The following is a 15,024-nucleotide window of genomic DNA, read 5'->3' as shown; positions in this document are numbered from 1 at the left end:
GACGATCTGAACCCCGGCGGACGCACGACATCAAGATTTTGATCTTCGGCTCTGGCCGAAAATGACCACCATCCACTGACGACCTCCTCATCGACCGGCACCCCCGGGCTACTCAGATTCAGGCGGATCATGCCGAATGTCTGTGGTTGTGGAGGAGGGGTTCATTCCGGAGCGTCGTAAGGCTCGTACCGGCACTGTCAGCGGCCTTGCGCTGATGACCGGCGCCACCGCCATGGCCGCGGTCGGCGGCGGACACCACTCGGTGTTCGCCACCATCCTGCTCGCCCTCCTGGCGCTCGGCATGGCGCACGCCTTCACCGTCGAGATCCAGCGCCAGGCACACCGGCGCACCGGCCGCTGGGACCGGCACGACGTGATCAACATTGCGCTGCTCGCCGGCTGGGCGTTCGTAGCTCTGGCGATCGCCGCCCTGCCCTACCCGTCCTTCTCGGTCCGGGTCCTGAGCCTGCTGCTGACGTTCAGCTACACCGCGGCCTGCGCCTACTTCGTCGCGGAGCGCCGGCGGGCCATCGCCGGCGCGGTCCCGGCACCATCGGCTTCGGTGATGTCGGAGTCGTCGCCGGTCTGACGGTCGGCCCGCGCGGAGACCGGTGGCGTGACCGAAACCGATGAGGCGGCCGGTGCCATCGTCGGCAGCACCACCATCAGCGGTGGGACCGGCACCCCACTCGTCTCGATCGGGAGCTCCGGCACCGGCAGCCAGTCCAGGCCGAGCGGTTCCGGGCCCTTGCCGTCGTCGTGCCCGGCACGTGGCTCGCCGTCGGCCACCGACACCGCGAAGACCGATGTCATGCCGGACGGATACGGCATCTCCAGCACATACCGCAGGTCGCTGACGATCAGCCCGGTCTCCTCGAAGACCTCGCGCCGCACGGCCTCCTCGGCCGTCTCGCCGGGCTCCAGCCCGCCACCGGGCAGAGTCCACCACTCGCCGCCACCGGATCGCCGGCTTCGCTCGTGCACCATCAGCACACGGCCGTCCCGCACGATCACAGCGGCTGCCCGTCTTCGTTCGCTCACGAGTCGCAGGCTAACCGGCGCCATCATCTCGCGCAGTCTTCTTCATTCCTCTGTGGATAACTGGCAGCACGCAGATCGGGCATATGCGTTGCTACACCTTCGGAACGGTGACCAGCAGATATCTCTTCGACTCCAGCAATGCCCCGGTCAGCTCGAAACCGATCTGTGATTCGACGAACGTGATGGTCGCCTCGGTGGGATCCGTCACGTCTGCGCCCTGTTCGGCGGTGTTCTGGTCCAGTTCGATCCGGCCGTCGCGATATATCCGAGTGTGCGCATGCCGGTCGGCACCGCACTGGTACGCCACCACCTCGGTCCCGGCCGACAGCGGGCCGGCGATCAGGCCGTCCATCCCGAGCCCGCCCCGGTCCTCCAGGATCACCGTCCAGTCGCCCAGGTACGCGATCCCGGCGAAGTACCGCGACCCACCCTCTTCGCCGTCTCCCGGCCCGACCAGCTGGGCCCAGTCGACCCATTCGAAGCTCTTCCCGCCGATCACCGGGACCACCTGGCTCGGCCGGCGACCTCGGACCAGGGTGAGGCAGAATCCGCGCCCCAGCGGCCCGCTGGGGCTGGCCCAGCGGTATCCGTCGTCGTCATCCCGCAGGGGCAGCGCCGCTTCGGATGGTGCACACCCCGACACGGGCGCCAGCAGAGCCAGCGCCGCCAGAAGAACCCGCCGTTTCACCGCGCCAGTAGATCAAAAAAAGCCGCCCGCGGGTGCGGACGGCTAAGAGAGAACCTTGGTGGAGCCCAGGGGAATCGAACCCCTAACCCCCGCCTTGCAAAGGCGGTGCTCTGCCAATTGAGCTAGGGCCCCGGCTAGCGCCTCAGCGCAGGTCGGGCGCGGTGGTCGCCTCGTGCCACAGCGCACGCTCGTCGCTGGACGCCTTGACCTTCTTGACCACCAGCGCGGCAGCACCGACCACGGCTGCCACGATCAGAAGCTTCTTCAGCATCAACTACCCCCAAAGGCCGGGAACCGCGACAGAAGCAATGAAACACCGTCAGAGAGAAACGGGCGACCCTTAATCCGCAACATGTACGGATGGGGATCGCCCGATTCGCTCGTGGGGCTAGATGGAATCGAACCATCGACCTCAGAGTTATCAGCTCTGCGCTCTAACCGACTGAGCTATAGCCCCTCACCTGCGAGACAGAACTTTACCGCATCGGGTTGTGAGCCTCCAAAACGGGGGTGGCTCACAACCCGATCAGGTCGTCAGTCCCGCTCGGCGAGCGTCAGCTCGATGCCACCGACCAGGTCGGCACACACGTTGTAGACGAAAGCGCCGAGCGTGGCCAGCGCCGTGAACAGCACGACGTTGACCGCGCCGATCAGCATCGAGGTGCCGATCACGCCCCACGCGGTGATCCGGAAACCGGACGAGGTGTCCGCGCCACCGCTCGCGTTGACCAGGTCCTTGAGGCTGTCGTTGATCGAGCTCCAAACACCCATGGTGTCCAGCGCGAGGTAGAGCACCGAGGTCGCGACGACCACCACGATGAAGAGCACGATCGAGACCGCGAACGCGAACTTCATGACGGACCAGGGATCGATCCGCTTGAGGTTGAGCCGGGCCCGCCGCGGACCGCGCGCCGCGGCCGAGGAGACCGTGGAGCGGGCCGAGCGGACCGCTTCGGAGACTCGGGCTGCCCCGACCGCCGACGTGCCACCGGGACCGGCCGGAGCCGCCGGCGGCGCGGTGCGCTGCTTGGCGGCGCCGGGTGGGGTCACCGTGGGCACACTGCCCGCCGGGCGTGCGGAACCCGTGACCGTGCCGGGCGCACCACCGGGGCGCACCGAAGCGACCCCGGGCGCAGCGCCCTTACCCTTGGTCACGACCGGCACCGCAGCCGACGCCTTGGCCACGGCGGGTGCGCCTGGCCGTTTCGGGTCAGCGGCATCCGGCCCGGCAGCGGGCTCACCGGGCGGCGGGGCCATGCCCGGCGCCCTGGTGAACTTCGGCGGGGACGGGGCTTCGGCGGGGACAGCGGCGCGCCCAGCGGTCTCGCGTCCGGGCGTTGCGGCGCCGTCGTTCTTCGCCGCATCGCCCGGTGCCGCTGAGCTCCCGGGGCCCCCCGACTTCGCCTGTGTCTCCGGCATCAACTAGTCCTGTTCGTCAGGCTCGTCGGCATTGCGAGCAAGCGCCACGATGGTTACACCTTCAGGGAGGTCCATCAGCTTGACCCCCATTGTGTTCCGATCCCGTGTGCGCCGTACAGGCTTCACGGGAGTCCGGATGACACCACCATTGCTGGTGATGGCAAACAGTTCATCCTCCGGGCTGATCACCAGAGCGCCGACAAGTCCACCACGACGTTCAGTGATCTTCGCGGTGAGTACCCCCTTGCCGCCGCGCCCCTGTACCGGATACTCCTCGATCGGTGTCCGTTTGGCATACCCACCGTCGGTGGCAACCAACACATCCAGACCCTCGCGGACGACCTCCATGGCCAGGAGCTCGTCGTTGTCGCCGAAGCGCATGCCGATCACGCCCGACGTCGCTCGTCCCATCGGACGGAGCGCCTCGTCGGTCGCGTTGAAGCGAATGGCCTGGGCTTTCTTGGACACCAGCAACAGATCGTCCTCAGAAGCCGCCAGGGCCGCGCCAACCAACTCGTCATCCTCCCGCAGGTTGATGGCGATGATGCCACCGCTGCGGTTGGAGTCAAACTCGTCGAGTCGGGTCTTCTTCACGAGACCATTCTTAGTGGCGAGCACAAGGTACGGCGCGACCTGGTAGTTCGGGATCTGGATGACCTGCGCGATGTGCTCGTCCGGCAGGAAGGCCAGCAGGTTCGCGACGTGCTGTCCCTTGGCGGTTCGGCTGGCTTCGGGCAGTTCGTACGCCTTAGCCCGATAAACCCGGCCCTTGTTCGTGAAGAACAGCATCCAGTCGTGCGTAGAGATCACGTAGAAGTGCGACACGATGTCGTCCTGGCGCAGGGTCGCGCCGCTCACGCCCTTGCCGCCGCGGTGCTGCGATCGATACATGTCGACCTTGGTGCGCTTCGCGTAACCAGTTCGTGTGATGGTCACCACAACGTCCTCGCGCGCGATGAGGTCCTCCATGGAGACCTCGCCGTCGAACGGGATGATCTGGGTGCGCCGGTCGTCCCCGAACTTCTGCACGATCTCGCCGAGTTCCTCGGAGATGATCGCCCGCTGCCGCTCCGGCTTCGCGAGGATGTCCTTGAAGTCGGTGATCTCGAGCTCGATCTTCACGAGCTCGTCGATGATCCGCTGCCGCTCCAGGGCGGCCAGGCGGCGCAGCTGCATGTCGAGGATCGCGGTGGCCTGGATCTCGTCGACGTCGAGCAGCGACATCAGGCCCTGGCGCGAGTCCTCCACCGTGGGCGAGCGCCGGATCAGGGCGATGACCTCGTCGAGCATGTCCAGGGCCTTGCCCAGACCGCGCAGGATGTGCGCGCGCTCCTCGGCCTTGCGCAGGCGGTAGGCGGTCCGCCGGCGGATGACCTCGATCTGGTGCTCGACGTAGTACCTGATGAACTGGGCCAGGTTCAGCGTGCGCGGCACGCCGTCCACCAGCGCCAGCATGTTGGCGCCGAACGTCTCCTGCAGCTGGGTGTGCTTGTAGAGGTTGTTCAGCACCACCTTGGCGACCGCGTCGCGCTTGAGCACCAGGATCAACCGCATACCGGTACGACCGGACGACTCGTCCCGGATGTCGGCGATCCCGGTGAGCTTGCCCTCCTTGACCAGCTCCGCGACCCGCTCGGCCAGGTTGTCCGGGTTCACCTGGTACGGCAGCTCGGTGACGACCAGACACGGCCGGCCGCGCGAGTCCTCCTCGACCTCGACCACCGCGCGCATCCGGATCGAGCCACGCCCGGTCCGGTACGCGTCCTGGATGGCCTGCTGGCCCACGATCAGGCCGTAGGTCGGGAAGTCCGGGCCCTTGACGATCTCGAGCAGCGCCTCGAGCGTGGTCGGCTCGTCCGCGTCGATGTTGTCCAGACACCACTGGACGGCGGCGGCGATCTCCCGCAGGTTGTGCGGCGGAATCTTGGTCGCCATGCCGACCGCGATGCCCTCGGACCCGTTCACCAGCAGGTTCGGGAAGCGAGCCGGCAGGATCGTCGGCTCCCGGGTGCGGCCGTCGTAGTTGTCCTGCATGTCGACGGTGTCCTCGTCGATGTCCCGCAGCATCTCCATCGCCAGCGGGGACAGCTTCGCCTCGGTGTACCGCATGGCGGCCGGCGGGTCGTTGCCCGGCGAGCCGAAGTTGCCGTTGCCGTCGATCAGCCGGTACCGCAGCGACCACGGCTGGCCCATCCGGACCAGCGCGTCGTAGATCGACGAGTCGCCGTGCGGGTGGTAGTTGCCCATCACGTCGCCGACGACGCGCGCGCACTTCACGTACCCGCGGTCGGGGCGGAAGCCGGCGTCGTACATCGCGTACAGAATCTTGCGGTGCACCGGCTTGAGACCGTCCCGCACGTCGGGCAGGGCGCGGCCGACGATGACGCTCATCGCGTAGTCGAGGTACGAGCGCTGCATCTCGACTTCGAGGCCGACGGGCTCGACGCGCTGGCTCACACCGCCGCCGGTCTCGTCCTGGGGAACGTCGCCGTCAGGCGGTTCGGGAATGTCAGTCACTGTTAACCCTTACTCAAGGTGAAGCCAGACAAATTCGGCCAAAGCCCGCAAATCGCTGTGGATAACACTGTGGAAAGGTGCCCTACGCTGTGGACACGTGACCAGCGGCGCGCCCGCCGAGGGTCAGATGTCGAGGAACCTGACGTCCTTCGCGTTGCGCTGGATGAAGGACCGCCGCGCCTCGACGTCCTCACCCATCAGCACGCTGAACAACTCGTCGGCGACCGCGGCGTCGTCCAGGGTCACCTGACGCAGGGTCCGGGTGTCCGGGTCCATAGTGGTGTCCCACAGCTCCTGGAAGTTCATCTCGCCGAGACCCTTGAACCGCTGGATGTCGTCCGGCTTCGCGTTCGCCTTCTTCTGCTGACGCAACGCGATCAGGCCGTCACGCTCGCGGTCCGAGTACGCGTACTGCGCGTCATCGCCCCGCTTGTTCCACTTGAGCTTGTAGAGCGGCGGCGAGGCCAGGTAGACGTGCCCCTGCTCGACCAGCGGCCGCATGAAGCGGAACAGCAGGGTGAGCAGCAGCGTCTGGATGTGCTGGCCGTCGACGTCGGCGTCGGCCATCAGGATGATCTTGTGGTAGCGCAGCTTGCCGATGTCGAACTCGTCGTGGATGCCGGTGCCCAGCGCGGTGATCAGCGCCTGGACCTCGTTGTTCTTCAGCACCCGGTCGATCCGGGCCTTCTCCACGTTCAGGATCTTGCCGCGGATCGGCAGGATCGCCTGGTACTTGCTGGACCGGCCCTGCTTGGCCGAACCGCCGGCCGAGTCGCCCTCGACGATGAACAGCTCGGTCTCGCGCGGGTCGGTGGACTGGCAGTCGGCCAGCTTGCCCGGCATCGAACCGGACTCCAGCAGCGACTTGCGGCGGGCCAGCTTGCGGGCCTGCTGCGCGGCGATCCGGGCGCGGGACGCCTGCGACGCCTTCGTGATGATCTGCTTGGCGTCGGCCGGGTTGCGGTCGAACCAGTCGGCGATCTGCTCGTTCGCGACCTTCTGCACGAAGCTCTTCATGTCGGTGTTGCCGAGCTTCGTCTTGGTCTGACCCTCGAACTGCGGGTTGGTCAGCGTCACCGAGATGATCGCGGCGAGGCCCTCCCGGATGTCCTCACCGGACAGTTTCTCGTCGCCGCGGAGGAACTTCTTCTCGGCGCCGTACCGGTTCACGATGCCGGTCAGAGCGGCCCGGAAGCCCTCCTCGTGGGTGCCACCCTCGTGGGTGTTGATCCGGTTGGCGAACGTGTAGATCGACTCGCCGTAGGACTCGTTCCACTGCATCGCGATCTCGACGGCCATGCCGGCCTCGGAGTCCTCGGTGCCGAACTCGATCACGGTCTTGTGGATCGCGCTCTTGGTGGCATTCAGGTGCCGGACGAAGTCCGCGATACCGCCCTCGTAGAGGAACTCGACCCGGCGCGGCTCACCCTTCTCGTCGAGCGAATCGGTGCGCTCGTCGGTGAAGTTGATCGCCAGGTTGCGGTTCAGGAAGGCCATCTCCTGGAGCCGGCGGTAGATCGTCTGGAAGTCGAACTCGGTGGTCTCGAAGATCGCCGGGTCCGGCCAGAACTGCACCGTCGACCCGGTCCCCTCGGTGGGCTCACCCTTGATCAGCTCTTCCGGCTTCGAGGCGTTGTACTTCTGCCGCCAGACGAAGCCGTCCTTGTGGATGACCACGGCCATCCGGATGGAGAGCGCGTTCACCACGGACACGCCGACGCCGTGCAGACCGCCGGAGACCGCGTAGGCCTTGCCGTCGAACTTGCCGCCGGCGTGCAGCACGGTCAGTGCCACCTCGACGCCCGGCTTCTTCAGCTGGGGGTGCATGTCGACCGGGAAACCACGGCCGTTGTCGGTGACCGAGACACCGCCGTCGGCGAGCAGGACCACGTCGATGGTGTCGCAGTACCCCGCGAGCGCCTCGTCGACCGCGTTGTCCACAACCTCCCAGACCAGGTGGTGCAGACCCCGCTCGCCGGTGGACCCGATGTACATACCGGGGCGCTTCCGGACCGCCTCAAGGCCTTCGAGCACGGTGATCGAATCGGCACCATACTGCTGATTGTTCTCTGACACCCTCGGCCGCTTTCTCGCACGGGACCCCAGGTGGAGCCCCACACGGGGGTTGGCGGGTGACCAGCGGCTGTGAGCGCGCACGAAGCACCACAGATGACACCGCGAGAGGAGCGGACCACCGGTGGAACCGTGCTCGCCGGCCGCCGCGGACAACCCGCGGATCGTGATCGGCTGGAAAAACCGCGTAGCGTGACGAAAGTGGCTGCGTGTGACCGCGCCACCACCGACAAGCACAGTTTTCCCGGTCACCGTCGATTCTACTCCGCCGAGGCGAGTTGGCGAGGGTCCGGCACCCCTTCCGGGTGCCTGAGAGTCCCGTAGCGCGATTCAGGATGCCTCCCGCGTCTCCCCCTACACGGCACAGCCCCTCCACACAATGGCAAACGCTCGGGCCGGGCGCGCCTGCCGCCCCCGGCTGACCCTCGCTGCGACACTGCCTGTCAGCGGCAGGCGGTGGTGTCGTAACCTCGCCCGCGCGGGCCGTGCATGGCCCAACGGACCGCTTGGACAGGTCGAGGAAGGGTTGCCCCGATGGCGCACGACAAGGGCCTGGACAACGTCGCGGTGCACTGGCCGCGGACGAACCAGTACTACGACCCGGTGGCTCCCGCCGAGTTCGTCGACTTCGGCGCGATCGCCGACGCTCCGGAGATCGCCGCGCCCACCGGCGCGCTCGCACTGCACGTCGCCAAGACCGGCACGGTGCGAGCGACCGCGTACACGGAGTTGGTCGACCTGCTGCTCGGGTTGGAAGGTGTGCTCTACGCGACCGACGCGGCCGCCGAGGACGAGGACCCGGTGATCGACCCGGACGGTTGCGCCTGGATCGCCGGCGGTCTGGAGCGGTTCGTCGAGGGCCACGACAAGTTCGGTGACCTGGTCACCTTCGACACCGTCGCCGAGGTGATGCGCACCGCGATCGCCAACGGGCGGCTCGCCGACCAGCAGTTGCGCTGGCTGGACCAGCGGCTCGCGGCGCTCCGCGACGAGGCCGGCAACGCGCCGCACTGGAGCTTCGCCCGCACCGAACTGGCCGTCCTGGCCGGTTTCTACCGCCGCTGCGCGGAGCGCGGGTTCGCGGTCTTCGCGGATTACTGAGCGGTCACTGCTGCTGCTCTTTTAAAAGATCAAAAGCCTTTTGTCCCATGTGGCTGCCGGGTTCGGATCGCCGCTCCCGCGGGGGCCGGGCACGGCGATCTGGCCGCTGGCGCGTCCAGAACGATCGCCGCACCCTTCATTGCCCGTGGGTGGTCGCGGTCACCCACAAGACCTGTGGACAACCAGCCGGTCAGACCCGGCTGCTCACCCGCTGGGTCACCTCGGACTCGGAGCCGGCCACCATCGGGGCCGGCTCCGGCCGCCGGGACAGCCACCACATCTCGCCACCGATCACCAGCAGCAGCACCGCCGACGCGGCCGCCAGGATCATCGGCCACCGCAGCCCGCTGGGCACCTCCTCGGCAAACGCCAAAGCCTCGCCGGGCCCCGCACTCGCCCAGGCCGGAGCCGCCGCAGGCGGGAACACACCGAGGGTGCCGAGAACGAGAACGAGCAGAACCAGCGAGCGACGCAGCAGGGCCATACTGATAAGGACGCACGAAACCCGAAACAGGTTCCCTCCGTCGCCCAGCCGCGCGATCGAAGCAGCGATCCGGGCAGCGATCCGGGCAGCTCAGCCGTAGGTGTCGCGGGGTCCACGGCCCTGCACCCGGCGCGGTCCCCGGTTCCACGACGGCGCGGCCGGACCGTGGATGTTCAGCCTGATCACGACGTTGTGGCCGATCTCGCCGGCGATCTGCTTCAGCAGCCGGCCGGTCAGCATCCGCAGCTGGGTGGCCCAGGCGGTCGACTCGGCCTCCACGGTCAGCACCCCGGCGTCGAGTTTCACCGGTTTGCTGTGCGCGGCGATGTCCGCGCCGACCACTTTCTCCCAGGATCCGAACACGGTGGCCTCGGCCTTCGGCCGTTCCCACCCGCGCGCCTTCATCAGCCGCTCGAGCATCGAGCCGAACAGCTGCGGATCCCGCGGATCCACACCCGGCCCGGAATACCCGCGCAACCGCTTCTCACCGGTCGCGCCGATCCGTTTGCGGGGCTGCCGGGCCGCCTCGCGCCGTTTCGTCAGCGCCGCGTCCAGCACCGCCCGGGCCAGCTCCGGGCCGGCCTTCCCGTCATCCCAGCCGTCCGGCGCGGCCGGTTGACCACTCGCGGGCTGACCCGCGGCCGGCTGACCCGCGGCCGGTTGACCACCTGCGGGCTGACCCGCGGCCGGACCGCCCGCGGGCTGACGCGCCGACGGTCGCTTCGCCGCCGCCCCGCCGTTCGCCCTGCTCGCCTCACGCGGCACCGCGACACCCCCTGTGGATAACCGTTGTCCGCGTCAGTGGCCGACGACCCGCCGACAACCGCGCCAACCCCCGCAGCACTGTCGACCCGAACCCGACCCACCGTCAAGCCCGCGGGCGCGCTCCACGGCCCGCTGAGGCCCCGGGACGGTGACGAGATCGACGCCGGGGCACCGGGTCAGCCGGCACGCGTCACCGAGCCGGTGGTCACGTCGTACCGGGCGCCGCGCAGCGCGGCCGGCACGTCCTCCGGCACCGCGCACGTGACGAGCAGCTGAGCGGCGTCCGAGACCAGGGCCGCCAGCCGGTCGCGCCGGCCGGCGTCCAGCTCGGCGAAGACGTCGTCGAGCACCAGGATCGGCTCGATCCCGTCCGCGCGCAGCAGGTCGTACGCCGCCAGGCGCAGCGCCAGCGCGAACGACCAGGACTCGCCGTGGCTGGCGTAGCCCTTGACCGGCAGCTCGCCCAGCGACAACTGGAGGTCGTCGCGGTGCGGGCCGACAAGCGTTGTGCCCCGCTCGACCTCGGCCGGGCGCCGCTCCCGCATCCGTTCGAGCAGCGCGGCCTCCAGGACCGCGCGGTCGGTGGTCAGATCCTCGCCGAGCCGGGACGAATACCCGATCGTGGCCGACGACCGGCCGGCCGCCACCGCGTCGTACGCCTTGGTCAGGTGCGGGCCGAGCGCCGCCGCCAGCTCCAACCGGCCGGCCAGCAGCTCCGCGCCGTGGTGGGCGAGATGCTGGTCCCAGACCGCGAGCGTCGACAGGTCCTGACCGCGGGTGCCGCCCACCTTGCGGGTCAGATACGCGGTGCGCAGCAGGGCGTTGCGCTGCTTGACCACCCGGTCGTAGTCGGCGCGCACCCCGGCGTAGCGGGGCTGCCGGGCGACGAGCAGGTCGTCGAGGTAGCGGCGGCGCTCGGACGGGTCACCGCGGACCAGCTCGAGGTCCTCCGGTGCGAACAGCACCATCCGCAGGGCGCCGAGCACTTCGCGGGGCCGGCGCACCGGGGACCGGTTGAGCCGGGCCCGGTTCGCCTTGCCCGGCACGATCTCCAGCTCGACCAGGAGCTCCCGGCCGTCGTGCACGATCGCGCAGCGGATCACCGCCGAGGTGGCGCCGAAGCGGACCAGCGGCGCATCGGTGGCCACCCGATGACTGTCCAGGGTGGCCACGTACCCGAGCGCTTCGATCAGGTTGGTCTTGCCCATGCCGTTCTGGCCGACCAGCACGGTCACGCCGGAATCGAGGTCGACGGCCACCCGCTCGTAGGAACGGAAGTCGACGAGCTCGACCCGGCGTACGTGCATGGGTCAGCGCTTGACGGCGTGGCCGCCGAACTGCTGACGCAGTGCGGCGACGGCCTTCATCGCCGGCGAGTCGTCCTGACGCGACTCGAAGCGCGTGAAGATCGAAGCAGCCAGGACGTGGGCGGGAACGGAGAGACGGACCGCCTCGTCGACGGTCCAGCGGCCCTCGCCGGTGTCCTCGACGTAGCCCTTGAGGTTCTCCAGCGTCGGGTCCTCGTCGAGCGCCCGGTCGAGCAGGTCGAGCAGCCAGGACTTGACGACGCTGCCCTCGCGCCAGCTCTTGATGACCGCCGGCACGTTGTGGACCAGCTCGGACGCCAGGAGGATCTCGTACCCCTCGCCGTACGCCTGCATCATCCCGTACTCGATGCCGTTGTGGATCATCTTCGCGTAGTGGCCGGCACCGGCCGGTCCGGCGTGCGCGAAACCGAACTCACCGGCCGGCTTGAGCGCCTCGAAGATCGGCTTGCAGTGCTCGACGATCTCGGCGTCGCCGCCCACCATCAGCGCGTACCCGTTGGTGATGCCCCAGACACCACCGGAGACGCCGACATCCAGGTAGTGGATGCCCTTCGGCTTGAGCCGCTCGGCCCGGGGACCGTCGTCGGTGAACTTGGAGTTCCCGCCGTCGATGATGATGTCGCCCTCGGAGAGCAGCCCCGCGAGCTCGTTGATGGTGTCTTCAGTGATCTTGCCGGCCGGCACCATGGTCCAGACGACGCGCGGCGTCGCCAGTTTCTCCACCAGCTCGGCCAGGTTACCAACGTCGGACTTGTCCGCGTTGTGGTCGAATCCGACAACTTCGTGCCCGGCAGCGCGGATACGTTCCCGCATGTTGCCGCCCATCCGGCCGAGACCGATCAGGCCGAGTTGCATGGTCTTCCCCCTAGAAGTGCGAATGTTCCTCGCTCAGTATCAGCGGGTTACCCGGATCGGCATGATCAGATAGCGGTATCCCGGGATGATTTCAGCGCTTTCGGCAGCGGGGGAGATCACAGCTGGCTTGAACGCGTCGACGAACGAGAAGACCGCGGTGGGTGCGCCGAGGTTCTGCAGCCCGTCGATCAGGTACTGCGGATTGAAGCCGATGGTCAGCGCCTCACCGGTGAACTCGGCCTCCATGGCCTCGCTGGCGCGCGCCTCCTCGGTGGTACCGGCCTCGACCACCAGGCCGTCCTCGCTGAAGCTGAGCAGCACCGGCGTGGTGCGCTCGGCCACCAGCGCGACGCGGCGGACCACCTCGACCAGCGCGGAGACAGCGATCCGGGCCTCGGCGTTGTGCGAGGTCGGGAACAGCGAGCGCACCGGCGGGTAGTTCGCACCGTCGAGCAGGCGGCTGGTGGTGCGCCGGGTGCCACCGGCAAAGCCGATCATGCCCTCGCCGGCGTTGCCCTGCGCCAGGGCGAGGGTGACCGAGCCGCCGAGCGGGCCGAGCGCCTTCGCCGTGTCGTTCAGGGTCTTCGCCGGGACCAGAGCGTTCAGGCTGATCTCCGGGTCGTCCGGGTTCCACTCGATCTCGCGCATCGCCAGCCGGTACCGGTCGGTGGCGAGCATCGCCATCGTGGTGCCGTTCAGCTCGAGGCGCACACCGGTCATCATCGGCAGCGTCTCGTCCCGGCCCGCGGCGATGGCGACCTGGGAAACCGCTGAGGCGAACGTAGCGGCGTCGACGGTGCCCGCGCTGGACGGCATATCCGGAAGGGTCGGATAGTCCTCCACCGGCATCGTGGGGAGGGTGAAACGCGCACTGCCGCAGACCAGCTCGAGGTGTGAACCCACCGCGGCGATGTCCACCGGCTTGCCGGGCAGTGCCTTGGTGATCTCGGCGAGCAGCCGGCCGGAGACCAGCGCGGCGCCGTCCGCGTCCGCCTGCACCTCGACCGAGACCTGGCTGGAGACCTCGTAGTCGAAGCCGGAGACCTGCAAGCGGCCGTCGGTGACTCGCAGCAGGACACCGGCGAGCACCGGCACTGACGGCCGGCTGGGCAGGCTCTTGGCTGTCCAGGCCACGGCGTCGGCGAGCGCGTCTCGCTCCACCCGGAACTTCATGCTGTCCTCCGCGATGCTTCCTCTACGGGGTGTCGACCCCACCGAAACTCTATGGCGCTGCTGGTGCTCACGTGTGCCCGACCCCGGGTGATCCGGGCCGGGCCCGCGGGTGGGGTCCGATCCGGATGGCCGGGACGAGGTGGATCCCGGTCGGCTTCGCGGCTCGGACGCATCATCGGCAGGCGCCACCGGGAGCGAAGCGCCAACCGAATCACCGGCCGATCACCAACGGCTCAACGAGCCGCATCACCGGGGCGAGGCGGATCCAGCTCAGCTTTCCGGTTCGATGCCTCCGCGGTCCAGTCCGGCGACCGCTGAACCATGCCCGGACGTGAGCGCGGAGGCAAGCCGGTGACTCAGGTTCGGTTCCCGGTTCAGCCCTCAGGGGCGCCGAGCCTGCGATGGCTCCTCGGGTCGTTCCGAGCCTTGCTTCTGGTGCCTGCTCTTGCCGTGCCCCTCTGCCCTCCCGGAGCGAAGCGGCAGACCTTCCACACCCTGATGATTGTTCTTTTCTCTCTTAAAGAGATAACTAGTCGTCTTCATAGCACCTGTGCATACTGTGGAAAACCAACGTTTCCGCAGGTCACAGGGTTATCCACCGGTGATTCACATGTGGGAAACCGGGGTATAAACCGGGGTCTGCGTCCACAGTCTCGGAGTTCGCAGCGGTTGTCCACCGTTGTCCACCGGATATCCACCGGTTGTCCACCGGGTTTGTCCCCCGACCTGTGGACAACCGGCGGAGGCCTGGGGCCCGTCATCCCCAGAACCTTCAACAGGTAATCCACAGGCGTCCACAGGCAGCTGACTAATGGGTTCACTCTCCGTGTCTGTCCACATCGATATCCCCAGGAGTTGTCCACATCTGTGGTGTACGGGGCAAAAGTTATCCACTGTCTGGGGAAAGAGCCTGTGGATGCCTGTGGACGAGTGTGGACAACGTTGGCACGAAACTGACCCGTCCCGACGTTGACAACTTTTGGTTTTCCGCCCTAAAAAGTTGACATCGGGTCTCGTCGATTTATGCAGGTCAGCCGCGAATCTGGGGGTAAGTCTGTGGACAACCCCGTGTAAAAGCAGTGGATAACGTGTGTGGATCCCGCGTTGTCCCAGTTCAATGCCCTTGTCACCTGCCTGTGAGGAAACTCGGCCAACCTGTGGGTAACGCGAAAATCGTCCCGTTGCGCCGCCGAGCCCGGACCCGCGCCGAGCCGCCCGTCTGACCTTCCCGGCCCAGCACTGGGGATAACTCGGTGCTGGGCGGCATGTGAGCTGTTCAGAGGGGGTGCCGTGGCCTGTGTGGTTCGGTTCAGGCGGCGTGACTGGTCGGCGGGCCCGCGCGTGGCCGATGCGGACCACAGTCGAGTGGGGGCCACAGCCAGCGGGAGCCACGGCTGGCGGGGAAGCTCGCTGTCGATGCGGGCCACGGCCGGCGGGGGAGCCCGCTGCCGATGCGCGGCGTTGTCCGGATGAGCGGGTGACCGCTAGAGCATCTGGCGGGGCGGCGAGGTCACGCGTGTTGTGGGCCGCGGCTCCGGCGGAGGCCGGCGTGCCGGGTGGGCGCGGAGCGGCTGGTGGCC

13 protein-coding genes and 2 tRNA genes are annotated in these 15,024 nt (G+C 68.0%); 2 read left to right on the top strand and 13 right to left on the bottom strand.

The genetic code is table 11. The annotated features are described in order from the left end of the window. Positions 1-136: 136 nt before the first annotated feature. Entirely contained in the window at positions 137-589 is a 453-nt protein-coding gene (locus Apa02nite_RS13550) for a hypothetical protein (RefSeq protein WP_239164298.1), read from the top strand. Here the strand turns inward: Apa02nite_RS13550 and Apa02nite_RS13545 are convergent. From Apa02nite_RS13545 to gyrB, 8 genes are all read right to left on the bottom strand, one after another. Next, positions 502-1,041, bottom strand: a complete 540-nt coding sequence (locus Apa02nite_RS13545) for an NUDIX domain-containing protein (RefSeq protein ID WP_275412462.1) — start codon at positions 1,039-1,041, stop codon at positions 502-504. The two genes, Apa02nite_RS13550 and Apa02nite_RS13545, sit on opposite strands and share 88 nt — an antisense overlap. 91 nt (positions 1,042-1,132) lie before the next feature. Next, positions 1,133-1,684 (bottom strand): DUF6461 domain-containing protein, encoded by a 552-nt coding sequence (locus Apa02nite_RS13540; protein WP_239164299.1) that lies wholly within the window; start codon positions 1,682-1,684, stop codon positions 1,133-1,135. Positions 1,685-1,785: 101 nt separating this feature from the next. Beyond that, a tRNA-Ala gene (locus Apa02nite_RS13535) sits at positions 1,786-1,861 on the bottom strand. A 10-nt stretch (positions 1,862-1,871) separates the two neighbouring features. Then, on the bottom strand, positions 1,872-2,000 hold the full coding sequence (locus Apa02nite_RS51015) for a DLW-39 family protein (RefSeq protein WP_212847121.1): 129 nt from the start codon (positions 1,998-2,000) through the stop codon (positions 1,872-1,874). A gap of 112 nt (positions 2,001-2,112) precedes the next feature. Beyond that, a tRNA-Ile gene (locus Apa02nite_RS13530) sits at positions 2,113-2,186 on the bottom strand. 77 nt (positions 2,187-2,263) lie between these two features. Then, positions 2,264-3,148 (bottom strand): DUF3566 domain-containing protein, encoded by an 885-nt coding sequence (locus Apa02nite_RS13525; RefSeq protein ID WP_203825313.1) that lies wholly within the window; start codon positions 3,146-3,148, stop codon positions 2,264-2,266. Between the two features lie 3 nt (positions 3,149-3,151). Further along, positions 3,152-5,665 (bottom strand): DNA gyrase subunit A, encoded by a 2,514-nt coding sequence (gyrA, locus tag Apa02nite_RS13520; RefSeq protein WP_067701983.1) that lies wholly within the window; start codon positions 5,663-5,665, stop codon positions 3,152-3,154. 123 nt (positions 5,666-5,788) lie between these two features. Then, positions 5,789-7,741, bottom strand: coding sequence for a DNA topoisomerase (ATP-hydrolyzing) subunit B (gyrB, locus tag Apa02nite_RS13515; RefSeq protein WP_067701986.1), 1,953 nt, complete (start codon positions 7,739-7,741; stop codon positions 5,789-5,791). Positions 7,742-8,272: 531 nt separating this feature from the next. Between gyrB and Apa02nite_RS13510 the strand changes: the two genes are divergently transcribed. Then, the gene (locus Apa02nite_RS13510) at positions 8,273-8,839 is read left to right on the top strand and encodes a hypothetical protein (protein WP_067701989.1); all 567 of its coding nucleotides are present in this window, start codon (positions 8,273-8,275) and stop codon (positions 8,837-8,839) included. A gap of 190 nt (positions 8,840-9,029) precedes the next feature. Here Apa02nite_RS13510 and Apa02nite_RS13505 read toward each other — a convergent pair whose 3' ends face one another. The 5 genes from Apa02nite_RS13505 to dnaN all read right to left on the bottom strand — a co-directional run bounded on the left by Apa02nite_RS13505 (position 9,030) and on the right by dnaN (position 13,444). Continuing rightward, complete coding sequence (locus Apa02nite_RS13505; protein ID WP_203825312.1) at positions 9,030-9,323, bottom strand: hypothetical protein; 294 nt, start codon at positions 9,321-9,323, stop codon at positions 9,030-9,032. Positions 9,324-9,413: 90 nt separating this feature from the next. Then, on the bottom strand, positions 9,414-10,088 hold the full coding sequence (locus Apa02nite_RS13500) for a DciA family protein (protein WP_373872923.1): 675 nt from the start codon (positions 10,086-10,088) through the stop codon (positions 9,414-9,416). 176 nt (positions 10,089-10,264) lie between these two features. Continuing rightward, on the bottom strand, positions 10,265-11,395 hold the full coding sequence (recF, locus tag Apa02nite_RS13495; RefSeq protein ID WP_067701995.1) for a DNA replication/repair protein RecF: 1,131 nt from the start codon (positions 11,393-11,395) through the stop codon (positions 10,265-10,267). 3 nt (positions 11,396-11,398) lie between these two features. Further along, complete coding sequence (gnd, locus tag Apa02nite_RS13490; RefSeq protein WP_203825311.1) at positions 11,399-12,271, bottom strand: phosphogluconate dehydrogenase (NAD(+)-dependent, decarboxylating); 873 nt, start codon at positions 12,269-12,271, stop codon at positions 11,399-11,401. A gap of 39 nt (positions 12,272-12,310) precedes the next feature. Beyond that, on the bottom strand, positions 12,311-13,444 hold the full coding sequence (gene dnaN / locus Apa02nite_RS13485; RefSeq protein WP_067702001.1) for a DNA polymerase III subunit beta: 1,134 nt from the start codon (positions 13,442-13,444) through the stop codon (positions 12,311-12,313). Positions 13,445-15,024: the final 1,580 nt, after the last annotated feature.

The organism is Actinoplanes palleronii, from assembly GCF_016862315.1.
Classification (GTDB): Bacteria; Actinomycetota; Actinomycetes; order Mycobacteriales; family Micromonosporaceae; genus Actinoplanes; species Actinoplanes palleronii.
This window is presented reverse-complemented; position numbering and strand designations above follow the sequence as displayed.